14 protein-coding genes are annotated in these 16,326 nt (G+C 49.7%); 6 read left to right on the top strand and 8 right to left on the bottom strand.

What is annotated here, in order from left to right; genetic code table 11:
- The first annotated feature begins 112 nt into the window (after positions 1-112).
- The 3 genes from ACJJID_RS02955 to ACJJID_RS02945 all read left to right on the top strand — a co-directional run bounded on the left by ACJJID_RS02955 (position 113) and on the right by ACJJID_RS02945 (position 2,924).
- Positions 113-877: a TlyA family RNA methyltransferase gene (locus ACJJID_RS02955; RefSeq protein WP_444921417.1), complete on the top strand. Its 765-nt coding sequence runs from the start codon at positions 113-115 to the stop codon at positions 875-877.
- 297 nt (positions 878-1,174) lie between these two features.
- On the top strand, positions 1,175-1,678 hold the full coding sequence (locus tag ACJJID_RS02950; RefSeq protein WP_444921416.1) for a thermonuclease family protein: 504 nt from the start codon (positions 1,175-1,177) through the stop codon (positions 1,676-1,678).
- Between the two features lie 628 nt (positions 1,679-2,306).
- Positions 2,307-2,924, top strand: a complete 618-nt coding sequence (locus ACJJID_RS02945) for a LysE family translocator (protein WP_444921415.1) — start codon at positions 2,307-2,309, stop codon at positions 2,922-2,924.
- A gap of 329 nt (positions 2,925-3,253) precedes the next feature.
- On the opposite strand, the gene ACJJID_RS02940 is transcribed toward ACJJID_RS02945, so the two are convergent.
- From ACJJID_RS02940 to ACJJID_RS02930, 3 genes are all read right to left on the bottom strand, one after another.
- Entirely contained in the window at positions 3,254-3,649 is a 396-nt protein-coding gene (locus ACJJID_RS02940) for a GNAT family N-acetyltransferase (RefSeq protein ID WP_444921414.1), read from the bottom strand.
- Between the two features lie 49 nt (positions 3,650-3,698).
- Positions 3,699-4,166 (bottom strand): OsmC family protein, encoded by a 468-nt coding sequence (locus ACJJID_RS02935; RefSeq protein ID WP_444921413.1) that lies wholly within the window; start codon positions 4,164-4,166, stop codon positions 3,699-3,701.
- A 199-nt stretch (positions 4,167-4,365) separates the two neighbouring features.
- Positions 4,366-4,710, bottom strand: a complete 345-nt coding sequence (locus ACJJID_RS02930) for a 4a-hydroxytetrahydrobiopterin dehydratase (protein WP_444921412.1) — start codon at positions 4,708-4,710, stop codon at positions 4,366-4,368.
- Positions 4,711-4,973: 263 nt separating this feature from the next.
- On the opposite strand from ACJJID_RS02930, the gene ACJJID_RS02925 reads away from it, so the two are divergent.
- Positions 4,974-6,797, top strand: coding sequence for a DUF885 domain-containing protein (locus ACJJID_RS02925; RefSeq protein ID WP_444921411.1), 1,824 nt, complete (start codon positions 4,974-4,976; stop codon positions 6,795-6,797).
- 131 nt (positions 6,798-6,928) lie between these two features.
- Here ACJJID_RS02925 and ACJJID_RS02920 read toward each other — a convergent pair whose 3' ends face one another.
- Complete coding sequence (locus tag ACJJID_RS02920; RefSeq protein WP_444921410.1) at positions 6,929-8,437, bottom strand: fumarate hydratase; 1,509 nt, start codon at positions 8,435-8,437, stop codon at positions 6,929-6,931.
- A 165-nt stretch (positions 8,438-8,602) separates the two neighbouring features.
- Positions 8,603-9,358 carry a hypothetical protein gene (locus tag ACJJID_RS02915; RefSeq protein WP_444921409.1) on the bottom strand — a complete coding sequence of 252 codons (756 nt, stop codon included), beginning with the start codon at positions 9,356-9,358 and terminating at the stop codon, positions 8,603-8,605.
- A gap of 329 nt (positions 9,359-9,687) precedes the next feature.
- On the opposite strand from ACJJID_RS02915, the gene ACJJID_RS02910 reads away from it, so the two are divergent.
- Together ACJJID_RS02910 and ACJJID_RS02905 are read left to right on the top strand one after the other, a co-directional pair.
- A complete protein-coding gene (locus tag ACJJID_RS02910; RefSeq protein WP_152452292.1) occupies positions 9,688-10,269 on the top strand; it encodes a superoxide dismutase in 582 nt (193 codons plus the stop codon).
- A 243-nt stretch (positions 10,270-10,512) separates the two neighbouring features.
- Positions 10,513-12,390, top strand: coding sequence for a DUF885 domain-containing protein (locus ACJJID_RS02905; RefSeq protein ID WP_444921408.1), 1,878 nt, complete (start codon positions 10,513-10,515; stop codon positions 12,388-12,390).
- A gap of 85 nt (positions 12,391-12,475) precedes the next feature.
- Here ACJJID_RS02905 and ACJJID_RS02900 read toward each other — a convergent pair whose 3' ends face one another.
- The 3 genes from ACJJID_RS02900 to hda form a co-directional block, all read right to left on the bottom strand.
- Complete coding sequence (locus ACJJID_RS02900) at positions 12,476-14,293, bottom strand: DUF885 domain-containing protein (protein ID WP_444921407.1); 1,818 nt, start codon at positions 14,291-14,293, stop codon at positions 12,476-12,478.
- Positions 14,294-14,403: 110 nt separating this feature from the next.
- On the bottom strand, positions 14,404-15,339 hold the full coding sequence (locus ACJJID_RS02895; RefSeq protein WP_172975326.1) for a universal stress protein: 936 nt from the start codon (positions 15,337-15,339) through the stop codon (positions 14,404-14,406).
- A 273-nt stretch (positions 15,340-15,612) separates the two neighbouring features.
- Positions 15,613-16,326: a DnaA regulatory inactivator Hda gene (gene hda, locus ACJJID_RS02890; protein ID WP_152452284.1), complete on the bottom strand. Its 714-nt coding sequence runs from the start codon at positions 16,324-16,326 to the stop codon at positions 15,613-15,615.

Below are 16,326 nucleotides of genomic sequence, written 5' to 3'. Positions count from 1 at the left end.
TTTCCTAAAGATTAGCCCTACTAGATGCGGGGCCACACTTCTACCTATGGGAGCCAGAGGTTAGCATGGCCACTGTATTCTTAACCATATTGACAGGACCCAGTAGCAAAACATGACCCGATTGGACCAACTGCTTGTACAGAGAAAACTCGCCAATTCCCGCACCCACGCCAAGAAGCTGGTCGATGCCGGCCGGGTCATGCTATCGGAAGGCGGCCCCATGGAACCGGCGCGCAAAGCCAGCCAGTCTGTCAGAGAGGACTGCAGCCTGGAGGTCACAGCACTGCCCGAAGACCAATATGTTTCCCGCGCCGGCCTAAAACTCGCCGCAATTCTCGACCAAACGGGTCTAAACCCTCATGGCTGGCATGCCCTGGATGTGGGTTGCTCTACCGGCGGCTTTAGTGACTGTCTGTTACAGAGAGGTGCTACTTCCGTAGTGGGGGTGGATGTTGGGCGGGACCAACTAGCTCAGAAATTACTGGACGATCCACGCATGCACCTGTTTGAGGGAATTAATGCACGCCATTTAGAAGCATCACACCTTTCTCCCTACGCAGATAATGGCTTTGATGCCATCGTTATGGATGTCTCCTTTATTTCCCAAACACTGATACTCCCGCAACTGCCATCCCTACTGAAACCCAAAGGCCAATTGTTAACCCTGATAAAGCCACAATTCGAGGTGGGACCAGAGGGTATTGGTAAAGGAGGATTGGTACGTGACGAAAAGCTCTATCCTCAGGTACGAGAAAAGATTACAGCTTTATGTGATGAACTAGGCCTTGAGGTGAAAGAATATATTGATAGCCCGATTAAAGGTGGGGACGGTAACCGGGAGTTTTTACTCTGGGCTGTTCGGAAAAACAATCATTGAGAACACTGAGAAATCAAGAGAGCAAACCATCTAATCCAGGTTTTCATAACCGAGCTCTACACCTAGCTCTATTTTCTCTAAATTTGCACACACCGCTGGGCTCTTAAACAGAGGGGGCCCAGATAATCAATGAAAATATACAGAGCCACAAACATCTTACATAGTAAAAAGTTATCTATTACAAGCTTTCATCCTTTCCTTAATAAAAAATAATTTTTTCTATCACAAACGCTCAATAAGCACGTCATAACCGGTCCTTATCCTGCGCACATCCAATAACAACCAGGATAAGACCTAATGAAAAGACTACTTTTGTTGTGTGCATTCTCCACCCCATTACAAGCCGCGCCACTCACCAATTTTCAGATCATAGATGGTGATACAGTTCACGGTTATATTGGAAGTGAGTACACAGAGATACGCCTACAATGTATTGATGCACCGGAAACCTATCCTAGCACTCAATCCCATGGGCCAGAATCCACTCAAACATTGATCGACTTATTGTCATATGGCCCAGTAGATTTCCAATCAACAGGGAAGGACCAATATGGCAGGGAAACAGGTTATCTTTTCGTCAACGGCTATAACATCAACCAGGAAATGGTTGCACGGGGAGCCGCCTGGAATTACGCCTACTACTGCGGAAACAAGTTTGAACTTGAGCAGGATATTGCCTACTACTCTAATCTAGGGCTTTGGGAGGATTCTGACGCAAAGGATCCCTATTGCTTCCGCAAAAATCTGGATCGAGATTTCTGCTACTACAACCCGGAAAACAATTTTATTCTTGATGACTAATTATCAATCCAACTCTCATACTGACCAATCCCCAAGCAATCAATAAGCCATATAAATAAAATAACACACTTGGAATCGTAAAAGGCACGGATGCCGATTAAAATTCTAAAGTGAGATAATTATATCCAAAGACATTATCAAGCCTACTAAACTTCAAAACTGGAACTGGAACTGGAACTGGAACTGGAACTGGAACTGGAACTGGAACTGGAACTGGAACTGGAACTGGAATGGCTTTTACGGGGCAGACCAATAATAACAACCCTAATAGAACATTAAGACTACAGCTACTGAAACAACAAAGTTATTACAATAGCAATATGGCATAGCCTTCAATTACCCTGAAAGCTCTCAGGGCAACAACTTGTTTAAATACTGCCATATACCAAATAAAGCAATCACAAAGAAAGCAATTTAAACAAGAAAACAAAAACATCTAAAGATAAGCGATAACACATAAGACCCTCTATATTATTAAAATAACTACGGAAAAGTCCGGCCATAGGGGTACAGCTCAACTTATTTGAAACTTAAACAGATCACCATGCAATATTCTCGTGCAAAACCTATGCAAAATTGATAGTTTATCATTTAACAATTAGCCCTCCCCAAGGAAAGGGAACATAGAATGGTTTCTGTTGAATTTTTAATCACTTCTCTGATTGTAGTTTTGATTCCAGGTACAGGCGTTTTATATACCGTTGCTACTGGGCTCTTTGTGGGTAAGCGAGCCAGTCTTTATGCCGCACTTGGTTGCACCCTTGGCATTATTCCAGCGCTACTGGCCAGTGCATTTGGTCTCGCCGCCATCTTTCATACCAGCGCACTTGCTTTTCAGATCATAAAGTATGCTGGCTCTGCCTATTTACTCTATCTCGCCTGGCAAATGTGGAAATCATCCACCTTTCTATCTGCAAATGCGCAAAAGACCAAGAAAAAAATTACTGACATTGTCTTAAAAGGGTTCCTGCTAAACATTTTAAACCCTAAACTCTCAATCTTCTTTCTTGCATTCTTGCCGCAATTCATTCCGGCTACAGCCAACAGTGCTCTAATTTACATGCTGATCCTAGGCACTGTGTTTATGCTAATGACTTTCGTGGTATTTATAGTATACGGTTTAATGTCAGGTCTTTTCAGCGAGTTTATAACAAGCTCTAAAAGAGCAAGCATCAACATGCAGAAATTTTTTGCCAGCAGCTTTGCCGCACTCGGCTTAAAACTGGCGTTTAGTGAGCGGTTATAAATTTACTCATGTCACTAACTGTGACAGAGGTAGAGGGCATGCGACTTAATTTGAAGTTTGAACACCAGCCTTGCAGCAGAATCTCAGGAGCCATGAAACTTAAAACCATATTCCAAGTAAACAGGTATAAACCGAGTTAGTATATTTTTGAGAGTTAGCCATATTAGACTTCTACAGTGAGCTCTGGAAACCTCAATAATAGCTACCACACATCTATTTAATAAAGGTCACCATCAGCCATTATCAAAGCAGTTTACTGCTAGCTATAGCAGCACTCTCCAGAGTAATTAGAAAGCCAATTTGGTAACTACCGGCAATATTTATACAAGCTACTTAATAAGGTGCATACCCTCTGTATTTGGACTACTCAATTCAAAGCCAAATTTTTTATATAACTCAGGGACATCCGCCATAAGGGTAATATAAGCAGAAGGAAGCGCCTCACGATCCAAGTAAGACATAATGTGTTCCATTACAATTCTTCCCAACCCCTGACCTTGATAAACTGGGTCGACAGCGACATCCACAATTTCAAAGTTTAGGGCTCCATCACCAACTACCCGCCCCATGGCAATAGTGGTTGAGCGGGTTTGAATGTGAATACCATAGAGACTGTTTGGTAACCCCTTCTCTGCTGCCTCCCTACTTCTTGGGGAGAGCCCACTAATCTGCCTGAGGCGAAGAAAATCCTCAACTGAAGCCACCGTTTCAATAACTTTAAACATACTGCTGTCTATATAAGTAATTATGGAAACTACTCACCTCAATGAGTAGCTATACCTCCCGAATCTCAGTAACCACTTCCGTTTTTACCGAGTTAGCAATAAAGCACTGCTTATGGGAAAGATGATGGATTTTTTCTAACTGCTCCCGGTTGGGTTTTTTATCGCCGGAGAAGCGTACCAAGGGTCTCAGGGTGACTTTCGTCATCGCCAGTTTGCCCTTTTCAGTCGTGGCCATCACCCCTATCGCTTCATCTCGGTATTCGTCAATTACGTAGCCGCGTTTGGCTGCGATTGCGAGAAAGAACAACATATGACAGCTGGAAAGCGACGCCACGAAGGCTTCCTCTGGGTCGAGATTTTCCGGGTGTGAGTAAGGGATTGGGACAATGTGAGGGGAGGAAGAGGCAGGGACAGATAAACCGCCGTCAAATTGCCAAGTATGGGCGCGACTATATTGATTATCGGTGAAAATCTGATCATCGCGTTGCCAGACTACCGTGGAGGTGTACTCAGACAATATCCATCTCCTTCTATCCAGGGTACACAATTTCAACTTTCGATATTAACAGCTCCAGAATAACTTTCCGCTCAGGCCTATGGGGGTAAAGTATTGGCTATGAGCAGGGCGGTAAAGACTCTCTCTCAACCAACATCAGTTTAGGAGCCAACCTGGCAGGTAAAATATTGGGGCGCTAGATGCGCCCCGGGGGTTCTGCCTATTCGGCATTCACTTGTTGGTCAGTACGCGCTGCCATAATGAAGTCGTTCTTATGTAGTCCCTTAGCCTCATGGCTCCACCAGGTAACGGTTACCTTCCCCCACTCTGTGAGCAGTGCCGGGTGGTGTCCCACTTCTTCGGCAATGGCGCCAACGCGGTTAGTGAACGCCAGCGCCTGCTTGAAGTTGCGGAACTTAAATACCCGCTCCAGCTGCATAATGCCGTCGCGTGTCATTGGCGTCCAATCGGGGATTTGGCGCAACAGGCCCGGGAGCTCATCGTCACTGACGAGAGGGGCATCCGCGCGGCAGGCTTCACACTGTTGTTGGGCTAGCTCAGTCATGAATAAGTCCTCAAAACCTTGTTTATTATCGGTTATTTCGCGTGATGGCCACTCTAACCGGGCCCTCTCAACGACACAAGCGCAGGCGGCAAAAACGCATTTTATACGGTTTTTCCCTGCCAATATGAAACAGTGTGCTAAATGCTTAGGGCTCGCTACGCTGTGGAAACATCCAGTGTCAGGCTGAACAAGGAATGTTGGCAGATGTGATAGCTTCTTAAGAGCCGCATAAGTGATTACGGACCCCCAGGGTAAGGATCGCCATGAAAATCCTATTTACGATGTTGACTTTAATGTCATTCACTCTTGTTTGTGCCTGCGGCCCCCAGAGTACAGACAGAGAGCGTATAGTCCCCCCACAAACTGAAACCATGAATGAAATGCGCGCCGAGACGGAACTGGCTTTTCAGCAACTGAGCCAACAGTTCATCAATGGCCTATGGAAACTCTTTCCTTCCTGGGCAGTTCGGGAGGGTTATTATGAAGCCGCCATACATATACAAGTGCCCGATAAAACCTATCGCGCCTACCTACTGGATTTTGCGCAAACTTATGAGCGTAAATTTGCCGCCCTGGATAGTAGCTTACTCAGCATCAATTCCCTCACGGATATGGCGCTCATTAAAAACTTCTTGCAACGCCTGCAGTGGGAATACACTTCTTTTAAATCCTATCAGTGGGACCCTTCTATTTATAACGTATCCCATCCCTTTTCTCTGATCCTAAATACTCAATATGCGCCTTTAAAAAAACGACTACGCGCTTTCAACACCCGTATGCGCCTAGTGCCCGATTACTATGAGGCCGCCAAACAGGCAATACGCAGGCCCGCCGCGCCACAATTAGCCCTAGCCATTCAGCAAAATACTGGTGCCCTGGAGGTCTTCGGGGACAAGGTTGAGAAGCTGGTGAAAGACAGTCAAATGTTTGATGATGAAAAAGAAGTATTCAAATTACGCTTGCAAGCCTCCCGCGAAGCGATAAATAGCTACATCAACTTTCTAAAAGACTTACAAACCAGGCTGGAGAAATCTTCTGGTTTTCGCGATTTCCGAATTGGGGAAAAGCTTTACGAGGAAAAATTCCGTTTTGACATTCAGATCGACGCCAGTGCCAGTGCGCTGTATCTGCGCGCACTGGAAGAAAAAAACCAGATTCACAATAAAATGGCAGAACTCGCCGGGAAGCTTTGGCCTAAGCATTTCCCCGACACTCAGGCACCAACGGATTCAATGGAAAAAATCCGCAAACTAATCGATAAACTCTCACTTAACCATGCCAGCAAAGACACGTTCAAAGATGTGATAGAAAAGCAGATACCACAATTGGCAAACTTCGTGACGCAACACAATCTGCTCTATCTGGACAAAGAGAAGCCACTAATAGTCCGCACTACCCCGCCCTACCTACGCGGTTTTGCCGTTGCATCCATAAATGCTCCCGGCCCCTATGATAAAAATGCAAACACCTATTACAATGTATTACCCATTGAGGAATACAGCGATGAGCAGGCGAATAGCCTGCTGCGGGAATATAACCATTACACATTGCAAATACTGAATATCCACGAAGCCATCCCCGGCCACTACACACAATTGGTCTACGCCAACCAGTCCCCCAGCATTATTAAAACCATTCTCGGTAACAGTGCCATGATTGAGGGCTGGGCTGTCTATGCCGAGCGCATGATGTTGGATGCCGGATATGGTGATTTCTCGCCTGAACTTTGGCTGATGTATTACAAATGGATTTTACGAGTGATCACCAACACCATTTTGGATTACGGTGTACAGGTTAAGGGGATGACGGAAACTGAGGCAATGAATTTAATGATTGGTGGGGCTTTCCAACAACAGGCGGAAGCCGAGGGAAAGTGGCGTAGAGCCACCCTCAGCCAGGTACAACTCACCAGCTATTTTGCTGGTTTTACCGATATCCTCGCCCTGCGTAAGGAGGTAAAAAAAAGGCTCGGGGATAAATTTGACTTAAAAGAATTCCACGAGAGCTTTTTAAGCTTCGGCAATGCACCAGTGCCTATTATCCGTGAACTTATGCTGGCCAAAATAGAAGAAAAGGGTGAGCTTTAACCCAACACCAAAGCAGCCCCAGTAAATAAAAGTGCAATGATAAAATGTGCGGTTATAAAAAAAGCCGATCACCAGGGGCGATCGGCTTTTTCAGTGGACAATTATTGAAGGGCGGCGGGTTCACCTCCCCCTTAAACCACACCTTCTTCGATCTTGGCTTTCCAGATCAGCGGCCCAGTCGTGTGTACAGACTCACCTTCACTATCCACTGCAACCGTTACAGGCATATCTTCTACGTCGAACTCGTAGATAGCTTCCATACCCAGTTCCGGGAATGCGATGACCTTGGAAGCCTTGATCGCCTGGGCGACCAAGTAGGCTGCGCCCCCTACTGCCATAAGGTAAACCGCCTTGTTATCGCGGATCGCTTCAATCGCCATAGGACCGCGTTCAGCTTTTCCGATCATGCCAAGCAGGCCGGTCTCTTCGAGCATAGTGCGGGTGAACTTATCCATGCGGGTGGCGGTGGTGGGACCAGCCGGGCCAACTACTTCGTCGCGCACCGGATCTACCGGGCCCACGTAGTAGATAAAGCGGCCAGTGAGGTCGACCGGCAGCTTCTCGCCCTTGGCGAGGATATCCACCATCTTTTTATGGGCGGCATCACGACCGGTAAGCATTTTGCCATTGAGCAGCAGAGTCTCACCGGGCTGCCAGCTGCGCACGTCTTCAGCAGTCACGGTATCCAGGTTCACACGGCGGGTGTTACTGCCGGCTTCGCGGGTGATTTCCGGCCAATCTTCCAGCTTTGGTGGAGTCTGTTGTGCCGGTCCGCTGCCATCCAGGGTAAAGTGGGTGTGACGGGTGGCGGCACAGTTAGGGATAATCGCCACGGCCTTATTGGCGGCATGAGTGGGATAATCCTTCACTTTCACGTCTAACACTGTGGTCAAGCCGCCGAGGCCCTGGGCACCGATGCCCAACTTGTTGACGGAATCGTATAGCTCCAAGCGCAACTCTTCTGCGCGGTTGGAGGCACCACGCTCCTGCAGTTCCTGGATATCGATAGGATCAAGCAGGGATTCCTTGGCCAACAACATGGCTTTCTCGGCGGTACCGCCAATGCCAATACCCAACATGCCCGGCGGGCACCAGCCGGCGCCCATCTGAGGCACCATCTTCAGAACCCAATCCACTACGGAATCGGAAGGGTTGAGCATGGCAAACTTGGTTTTGGCTTCACTACCGCCACCTTTGGCTGCTACATAAACTTCCACCGTATCACCGGGAACAATTTCATAGTGAATCACTGCCGGGGTGTTATCACCGGTGTTCTTACGGGCACCATCCGGATCGGCAAGAATAGAAGCGCGCAGCACATTGCTGGCATTTTGGTAGGCACGGCGCACACCTTCATTCACCATGTCGGTAACGCTCATGTCCGCTTCCCAGCGGACATTCATGCCCACTTTCAGCTTCACGGTGACAATGCCGGTATCCTGACAGATGGGGCGATGGCCCTCGGCACACATACGTGAATTGATCAGGATCTGGGCCATGGCGTCCTTGGCCGCCGGGTTGACCTCTTTCTCATAAGCCTTGTTCAGGGCCTGAATGAAGTCCTGTGGGTGGTAGTAAGAGATAAATTGCAGCGCGTCAGCAACGCTGTCGATCAGATCATCCTGGCGGATAGTGGTCATGGCCAACTCCGATTAACGTCTCAAGGCCGGCGATTCTACACGAAATGTAGGGTTATTGGCCCGTTATTGATATGGCTACTGATTTTACTCGGGGAATAGATAGATTTTCCCAAGGCAATAAAAAAGGGCGAACCCAGGTTCGCCCTTTTTAGCCTTTTAAAAGGGTTACATCGAGGAAGCCGTTGGCTCGCTGGACTGTAAGGAGCGAATCGCATCGCGCAGCTGTACCAGATCCTTATTCACCGAGCGGCGGTAGGCATCGATCGACTCCACGGCCTCTTCGTTGGCGCCGACACGCATAGTCAAGTCACTGCGTACAGAAGCCAGCTGACGCTCCAAGCTGGAGATCTTGTCGGTCATTTCACGCTTGCTTGTAATGCTGCCTTTGCGCAATTCCGCCAGGGCAGATTCCACTGAAGCGATTTTTTTCACGCTGGCATCCAGGCTGCCGAGCTTGCTGTTTAGTGAAGCCATCTGCTTCTTGTTCGCATCGTTTGCGGCCTTGTTGGCGGCAATATTCTTGCGGTTGGTATCGTAAGCCACACCCCAGAGCTTGCGGATCTCAGAGGCATTTTCCTTGGCCTTGGCGTTCAACACCTCAACCGAAGCGGTGGACTCCTCATCGGAGAGACTGAAGCGCTTCTCCAACTCGGCAATCCGATTCTCGGCATCGGCGATGCGGTTCTCCGCATTGACCAGCTGGGTACGGCTTTCCTGCCACTGCTGGTATAGGAAACCAGAAGCCGCTAGACCGCCCATAGCCAGGACCAGGGCACAGAGGCCCAAGAAAGAGAAGCCGCCACGGCGCTCCTCAACGATGACTTGTGGCTCCTGGGTGGACTCGGCGCGCTCAGGGGCGCTGGGCTCCAGTGTGGGTTCAATGGCGGCGCTGCCGTCCAATGTGGGCTCTCTGCGTTGCATGTATCAATACACCCGGTAACTAATCTGGTGGGTTCGGTACTGGTCAGTTCGGATTGTCCCGCCCGGCACCGCTAAATTCACAACTTAGGGACAATCAAGCCGGGACAGATTCGTCGAATTCTGCGGCAGTTATACCAAAAATTGACGAAAAAGTAAGCGGCCACAAGTAAGAATAGACGACAGCAAAACAATGGTGACATCAAACACCACCCCTTGAGTTCGAGGAAAACGTCCCAAAATCCCCTATTCAACTGCGCCGGCTTAATTCTGGCATACGGCGCGTGTAGAATGCTCTCACCAATAACCCTAAACAAAGGAAGGAAGACCCCATGGCTTTCGAATTGCCCGAACTCCCCTACGCGATGAATGCCCTGGCCCCCCATATCTCTGAAGAGACTCTGGAGTACCATTACGGTAAACACCACAAAACCTACGTCGACAAGCTGAACGGCCTGCTGGAAGGCACTGCGGACGCCGACAAATCCCTGGAAGAAGTGATCAAATCCTCCTCCGGTGGCGTATTTAACAATGCCGCCCAGGTATGGAACCACACCTTCTACTGGAACTGCCTGAGCCCCAACGGCGGTGGCGAAGCTACCGGTGCTATCGCAGAGGCTATCACTGCGGCATTCGGCAGCTTTGACAAGTTCAAAGAAGAGTTCACCACCAGCGCGGTAAACAATTTCGGCTCTGGCTGGACCTGGCTGGTGAAAAAAGCCGATGGCTCTGTAGCGATCGTAAACACCTCCAATGCGGCGACTCCGCTGACCGAAGAAGGCGTTACCCCGCTGATGACCTGCGACGTATGGGAACACGCTTACTACATTGATTACCGCAACCTGCGTCCTAAGTATATGGAAGCTTTCTGGGCGCTGGTGAACTGGGAATTTGTAAACCAGAACTTCGCCTAATCGCGGGATCACCTAAAAAGCGGGCTAAGCCCGCTTTTTTTCTTTTCAGTGGGTGAAAATCACTGCTGATGTGACGCCAAAAATCCTACCCCTGGTCAAAGACCGCGCGAGTGCGCACAATACCCGCTGAGTTGCGCTGTTAATAATGCGTTGTACGCAGTTTAGGACAGCCAAGAAAATCTAAATAATGCCACCTAAGTGGTACAAAGTAGCCATGATTATCCGAACACTGGGAATATGCTTATGAAGTTGAAACCAACCCTGATCGCAGCCGCCATAAGCGCGCTGGTTATCAGCGGCTGTGACCGCGGTGCCCCCGAAGCTACGCAACAGAATGCGGCCTCCGTCACTGCGGAAAGCAAGTCCACTCAAGACAGCACTGCCAAGGTGAGCCAAGAGGCCATCAAGCAAGTTAACCAGATGTTCGAGGACTTCTTCCAGGAGCACCTGTCTCGCAGTCCTGAATTCAAAACCTTCCTGGGCAAGAAAGAAGATTACGATAAGTGGGATAATCTCTCCCCAGAATTCGCCAAAGAGACGCTGGAAATCAACAAGCGCCAGCTCGCCGAGCTGAATAAGGTTGACCCCAATACCCTGGATGAAGCAACCCGCCTGAGTCTGCGTCTTGCCAAGCGCAATCTGGAGCAGGATATTGAAGGCTACAAGTGGCGCAACCACTACTACCCTGTCAACCAGATGTATGCCACCCACACCAGTGCGGCTTCCCTACTGATCAGCCAGCACCGCATCGATGACGTGAGTGATGCCGAGGCCTACATCGCCCGTCTGAACGGCATGCCCCTATACTTTGCCCAACTGGAAGAAAACCTGAAAGCCAATGCCAAGGCCGGCACCATTGTGCCGAAGTTTGTCTTCCCCTATGTGATTAGCGATTCACAAAACCTGATCAGCGGCGCACCTTTTGAAGGTGAAAAAGACAGCCCGCTTTTTGCTGATTTCAAAGGCAAGGTAGAGAAACTCGAGATTAGCGCCGAACAGAAAAAAGCGCTGATCGATAAAGCCAGCACGGCTTTGCAAGAGAGCGCTGGCCCGGCTTACAAAAAACTGATCAGCTACTTACAGGAACTGGAAAAGAAAGCCACTACCGATGACGGCGCCTGGAAGCTGGCCAACGGTGATGACTTTTACAAGTTCCGCCTGGGCGTATACACCACCACCGATATGACTGCCGACGAGATCCACCAGACTGGTCTCAAGGAAGTGGCGCGAATTCACGATGAAATGCGCGAGATTATGCGCAAAGTGAAGTTCGAGGGTAACCTGCAGGAATTCTTCGAGTTCATGCGTACCGACAAGCAGTTCTACTACCCAACTTCTGAGGAGGGTAAAGCGGAATACCTGGAGAAGGCTACCGCTATTATCGATACGATGAAGGGCCGTCTGGACGAGCTGTTTATCACCAAGCCCAAAGCCGACCTGGATGTGAGAGCTGTGGAACCTTTCCGCGAAAAATCCGCAGGTAAAGCTTTCTATCAGCGTCCGGCGCCGGATGGCTCACGCCCAGGTATCTACTACGCCAACCTGTATAACATGGAGGATATGCCCACCTACCAAATGGAAGCGCTGGCTTACCACGAGGGCATCCCCGGCCATCACATGCAACTCTCTATCGCCCAAGAGCTGCAGGATATCCCCAAATTCCGTAAATACGGTGGTTACACCGCCTACACCGAAGGCTGGGGCCTCTATTCTGAGCTGGTTCCGAAGGAATTGGGCTTCTATGAAGACCCCTATTCCGACTTTGGCCGCCTGGCTATGGAACTGTGGCGTGCCGGCCGCCTGGTTGTAGACACCGGCCTTCACGCCAAGAAGTGGACTCGCGAACAGGCCATCGATTACCTGGTAGAAAATACACCGAACCCGAAAGGCGATGTGGTTAAAGCCATCGAGCGTTACATCGTAATGCCCGGTCAGGCGACAGCTTACAAAATCGGTATGCTGAAAATTATTGAGCTGCGAGAGAAAGCCAAAACCCAACTGGGTGATAAATTTGATGTGCGCGGTTTCCACGACACTATCTTGGCTAACGGTGCAGTTCCGCTGAACGTTCTCGAAGAGTTGGTGGATAACTGGGTTGCCGGTGTTAAAGCGAAAAGCTAACTTCACCGGGTAAATAGTGCCCAATGAAAAAGGCCACTCTAAGAGTGGCCTTTTTTACGGCTATAAAAAGTTACAAAAAATTACTTTATCCTTTTTTTGTGGCAATCCAGCCATCTACTTGACGCTCCAAAACTGCCAATGGCAGGGCGCCGTTGGTCAGCACCACATTGTGGAATTGACGAACATCAAAGGCCTCGCCCAATTCTGCCTGAGCTCGATCGCGCAATTGCAGAATTTTTAACATTCCAGCCTTATAGGCCAGCGCCTGTCCAGGCATAACCAGGTAACGTTCAATTTCTGTGGTCACCTCGGTTTCTGTCATACCGGTTTTTTCCACCATATACTCGATGGCCTCTTCACGATCCCAACGCTTGTAGTGCATGCCGGTATCCACCACCAAGCGCACTGCACGGAACATCTCAGCCTGCAAACGGCCAAGATCATCGTAGGGGTTTTCCTGGAAGCCCGCTTCCTTGGCAACCTGCTCAGCATAAAGCGCCCACCCCTCGGCATAAGCCGTAAACAGGCCCAGCTTGCGGAAAGTGGGTACACCTTTTAGCTCCTGGGCAATCGCCAACTGGAAGTGGTGGCCGGGAACCGCTTCGTGATAGGCCAGCGTGCGCATACCAAATTTCTTGGTTTCATGTACATCGCGCAGGTTTGCATAGAAAACCCCCGGACGGGAACCATCCATAGCCGGAGGGTTGTAGTAAGCCCCCGGCGCACCCTGTTCTTTGAATTCTGGTACACGCCGTACTTCAACCCCCATAGCCGGTTTCACATCGAAGTAGCCTCCTAGTCCAGCATTAATCTCATCGATCATCGCTTGGTAGTCGGCAACTATTTGCTCGCGGCCCTCGTCCGAATCTTCATATAAAAACTGGGGATCATTGTTAATTGCCGAGAAGCGGGCGCTGATACTGCCGCTATCCTGCCCAATCGATGAGAAAATACGATTCATCTCCCCTTCTATTCTTGCTACTTCCTCAACACCAATCTGGTGCAACTCCTCAGGGGACAAATCCGTTGTAGTATGACTGCGCACCTGATAAGCGTAGAACTCATCGCCATCAGGAAGCGCCCAAACACCATTATTTTCGGTAACCTTGGGCTGTAACTCACTGTAGTAAGCAATCAGACTCTTATAGGCAGGATATACCTCTGCATCGATCAGGGCCTCTCCCTGACCGAGGATACGTACACGCTCCTCATCCTCCAGGCCTTCGATCTTATCGAGACGCTCTTCCAGGGAGGTATAAAGAATATTCTCATGGGCCGGTACGGCAATAAAATCCTGCATCTCCTCCAACACACTGTCGATGACAAAGCGGGGAGGCAAAATATTTTTTTCCTCTCGAACTTTTAGGCAATCAAGTACCTGTGAAAATTTACGGTCGACCTCACTCAGGCGGGAAAGATAATAGTCGGCTTCTTTAATATTATGAATCTGGTGCACTTCTGCCAGAAATTCCGGCAGGCTGTTTTGCACACCAAACATCTGGTTGAGCGGATAATCGTGGTGTTTCCAGCGCTCGCCTTCCACCATATTGCCAAGGAAATAGGCAAAAACATCGTAAGAGATGGCTTGCTGGCCATCCATACCTGCACGATCATACTCCTGCAGCACGGCAAGCTCATCCTTAATCATCTGCATTTGGCGCTGCTGCTCAGCTTCAGAGGCGTCATCGAGATGCGCATTGTGTCCATCAATGCCAAATTGTTCGAGCAACCGCAATTGAGAGAGGATTTCCGGGCTGGTACTGCCTAGCTTGAAAAAAGCCCGTTCAAAATACACATCTATCGACCAGGGTTTAAAATAGATCGCGTTGACCGCAAAAACAGAAACCGCCGCAACCCCCAATAACAAAATACCACCAAGCCATTTGGCTAAGGTTTTAATCATTTTTTATTCTCCTAATTTAGATATTGCGGTTCTAACGCCTCCCCGCCCTGAGAGCGCTATGGTCGGCCATAAAACCATCTTGCCGACACACCGCATTCCCATATTAAGCACTATATCTTGATGGGAGAAACAAAATCACTGGGCTTTAACGCAAGCAGAGAGCAGGTCACCTTTTGCAGGATATTTTCCGCAGTATTTCCCATAATAAAGCCAGGGATACCGGCACGCCCCACAGTACCCATGATAAGGAGATCCAACCCCTCCTCATCGATCAATAGAGGGATATAGTTATCCGGGTGGGCAATCACATGATGGACCTGAATATCACCACCGATCCCTGAGGCCCGAATCAGTACATCCAATTTTGAACGGTGTTGGGCACGAGCTGCCTCGGTGGCCTGGTCCAACTCCTCTTCGGATGCACTGATGGGGAAGTGACGGCGCAAATACTCGTCCACATCGTAATCCCAGCAGGAAACAACATGCAGAGTGCCGTTACAACTGTCTGCCAACACCCGTGCCCAGCGTAATAAGCGAATTGCCAGATCGTAGGTACTACCCTCATCACACTCGGGATCAATCGCCACTGCCACCCGTATCTCTGTGTGCGTGCGCTCTATGGGGCGACACAGCCAAACCGGGCAGGGGCACTTCCGTAACAGCTCCATATCAATGGCTTTAAAGCCTTTGAGCTGACTCAGCCCCTCCACATTCTTGATCACCAGATCATAGCCCTCGGTGAGCACGCGACGAATAACTCTCTCCGCCGGGCGGGGACCACAGTCCGATTCAATTTCCATCTGCACCTGGTCCTTTGACAGGTTCATCCGCTCCCGAGCCGCTGCAATCCCTCCATTTACCCGCTCCAGCATTGCCTTCACACAAAAGTTACTGAAATCCTCGAAACCCTCCGGCACCGCCGGACAAACCAACAACACCTTAATTTCCGCTTGGTTGTTGCGGGCGATAGCAAATGCCTGTAGCAGCCCACTGGACTCATCTTCAGCGGCATGGCTCACATAGAGGACTTTATGAATATTTGGCATAACAATTTCCTCAAACTGTGGGCATTAGAGGTAAAAGCAGGCAGAAACCTCCATTAGACCCTTGTGGCCACCACCATTTAATACTGTGGCAGCGGTCCAATTCACAGAGGGAGACTTTACAAGCCAGATTGGTCGCCGGTACAAGAGATACAAGCAAGAGCATCAAGAAAGAGCAACCAGCAAAGTGGAGCTTAGTAGCTACAGGGGGCTGCGGCCCGGGAGGCCCTTGCTCCCGGGTCAACTATTTGGATTGCAGGGTTGCTTGGATATGCCTTAGATATCCAGCACCTGCTTTACAAAGGGAATGGTGATTTTGCGCTGCGCCATCAGGGAGGCTCTATCCAGCTGCTCCAGCAATAGGAACAGAGCGCGGGTATCTCTAGGCGCACGGTGCAAAATATATTGGGCAACATCTTCCGGCAGGTCGAAACCGCGTAGGCGGCTTCGCCTGCGCAGCGCGGCGACCTTGTCGCGATCATTCATTGGCTGGAGCTGGAAAACCAGCGACCACTGCAGGCGCGAAAGCAGGTCTGCCAGGGAAATATCCATCCCCCGAGGGGATTTACGCGCCCCCAATAGCAGCTGCCTGCCACTATCCCTAACCCGGTTATACAAATGAAACATCGCCGTCTGCCACTCGGGTTGCCCTTCTAACAGGTGCAGGTCATCAATACACACCAGGTCGAGCTGCTCAAGGCCATCGAGAAGTACAACTGGGTCCATGGTCATTAATTCGGCCATGGGGATGTATTGGAAACTGCGGCCATTGGCCTCGGCACACTGACAGGCGGACTGCAGCAGATGGCTGACGCCGCTACCCGCATCCCCCCAGATATAAATCACCGCTTCGGGATTTTGTCCACTGGCGAACGACTGCAGTAGGGCTACAACCTGGCGGTTGGGGTCCGACTCAGACAGATAAAAGTTATCGAAAGTGGCATCGTCTCGCAGGGATACCCCCAGCGGCAGCTGTTGCGGAATACTCAT

Source organism: Microbulbifer sp. CnH-101-G, from assembly GCF_052466775.1.
The sequence above is the reverse complement of the archived record's forward strand: the minus strand, read 5'-3'. Positions and strand labels throughout refer to the sequence as shown.

Bases quoted from the DNA above. Each gene is read 5' to 3' on its own strand.
- ACJJID_RS02955 (WP_444921417.1), top strand. From the start codon at position 113: ATGACCCGATTGGACCAACTGCTTGTACAGAGAAAACTCGCCAATTCC.
- ACJJID_RS02950 (WP_444921416.1), top strand. From the start codon at position 1,175: ATGAAAAGACTACTTTTGTTGTGTGCATTCTCCACCCCATTACAAGCC.
- ACJJID_RS02945 (WP_444921415.1), top strand. From the start codon at position 2,307: ATGGTTTCTGTTGAATTTTTAATCACTTCTCTGATTGTAGTTTTGATT.
- ACJJID_RS02940 (WP_444921414.1), bottom strand. From the start codon at position 3,649: ATGTTTAAAGTTATTGAAACGGTGGCTTCAGTTGAGGATTTTCTTCGC.
- ACJJID_RS02930 (WP_444921412.1), bottom strand. From the start codon at position 4,710: ATGACTGAGCTAGCCCAACAACAGTGTGAAGCCTGCCGCGCGGATGCC.
- ACJJID_RS02925 (WP_444921411.1), top strand. From the start codon at position 4,974: ATGAAAATCCTATTTACGATGTTGACTTTAATGTCATTCACTCTTGTT.
- ACJJID_RS02920 (WP_444921410.1), bottom strand. From the start codon at position 8,437: ATGACCACTATCCGCCAGGATGATCTGATCGACAGCGTTGCTGACGCG.
- ACJJID_RS02915 (WP_444921409.1), bottom strand. From the start codon at position 9,358: ATGCAACGCAGAGAGCCCACATTGGACGGCAGCGCCGCCATTGAACCC.
- ACJJID_RS02910 (WP_152452292.1), top strand. From the start codon at position 9,688: ATGGCTTTCGAATTGCCCGAACTCCCCTACGCGATGAATGCCCTGGCC.
- ACJJID_RS02905 (WP_444921408.1), top strand. From the start codon at position 10,513: ATGAAGTTGAAACCAACCCTGATCGCAGCCGCCATAAGCGCGCTGGTT.
- ACJJID_RS02900 (WP_444921407.1), bottom strand. From the start codon at position 14,293: ATGATTAAAACCTTAGCCAAATGGCTTGGTGGTATTTTGTTATTGGGG.
- ACJJID_RS02895 (WP_172975326.1), bottom strand. From the start codon at position 15,339: ATGCCAAATATTCATAAAGTCCTCTATGTGAGCCATGCCGCTGAAGAT.
- hda (WP_152452284.1), bottom strand. From the start codon at position 16,326: ATGAGTATTCCGCAACAGCTGCCGCTGGGGGTATCCCTGCGAGACGAT.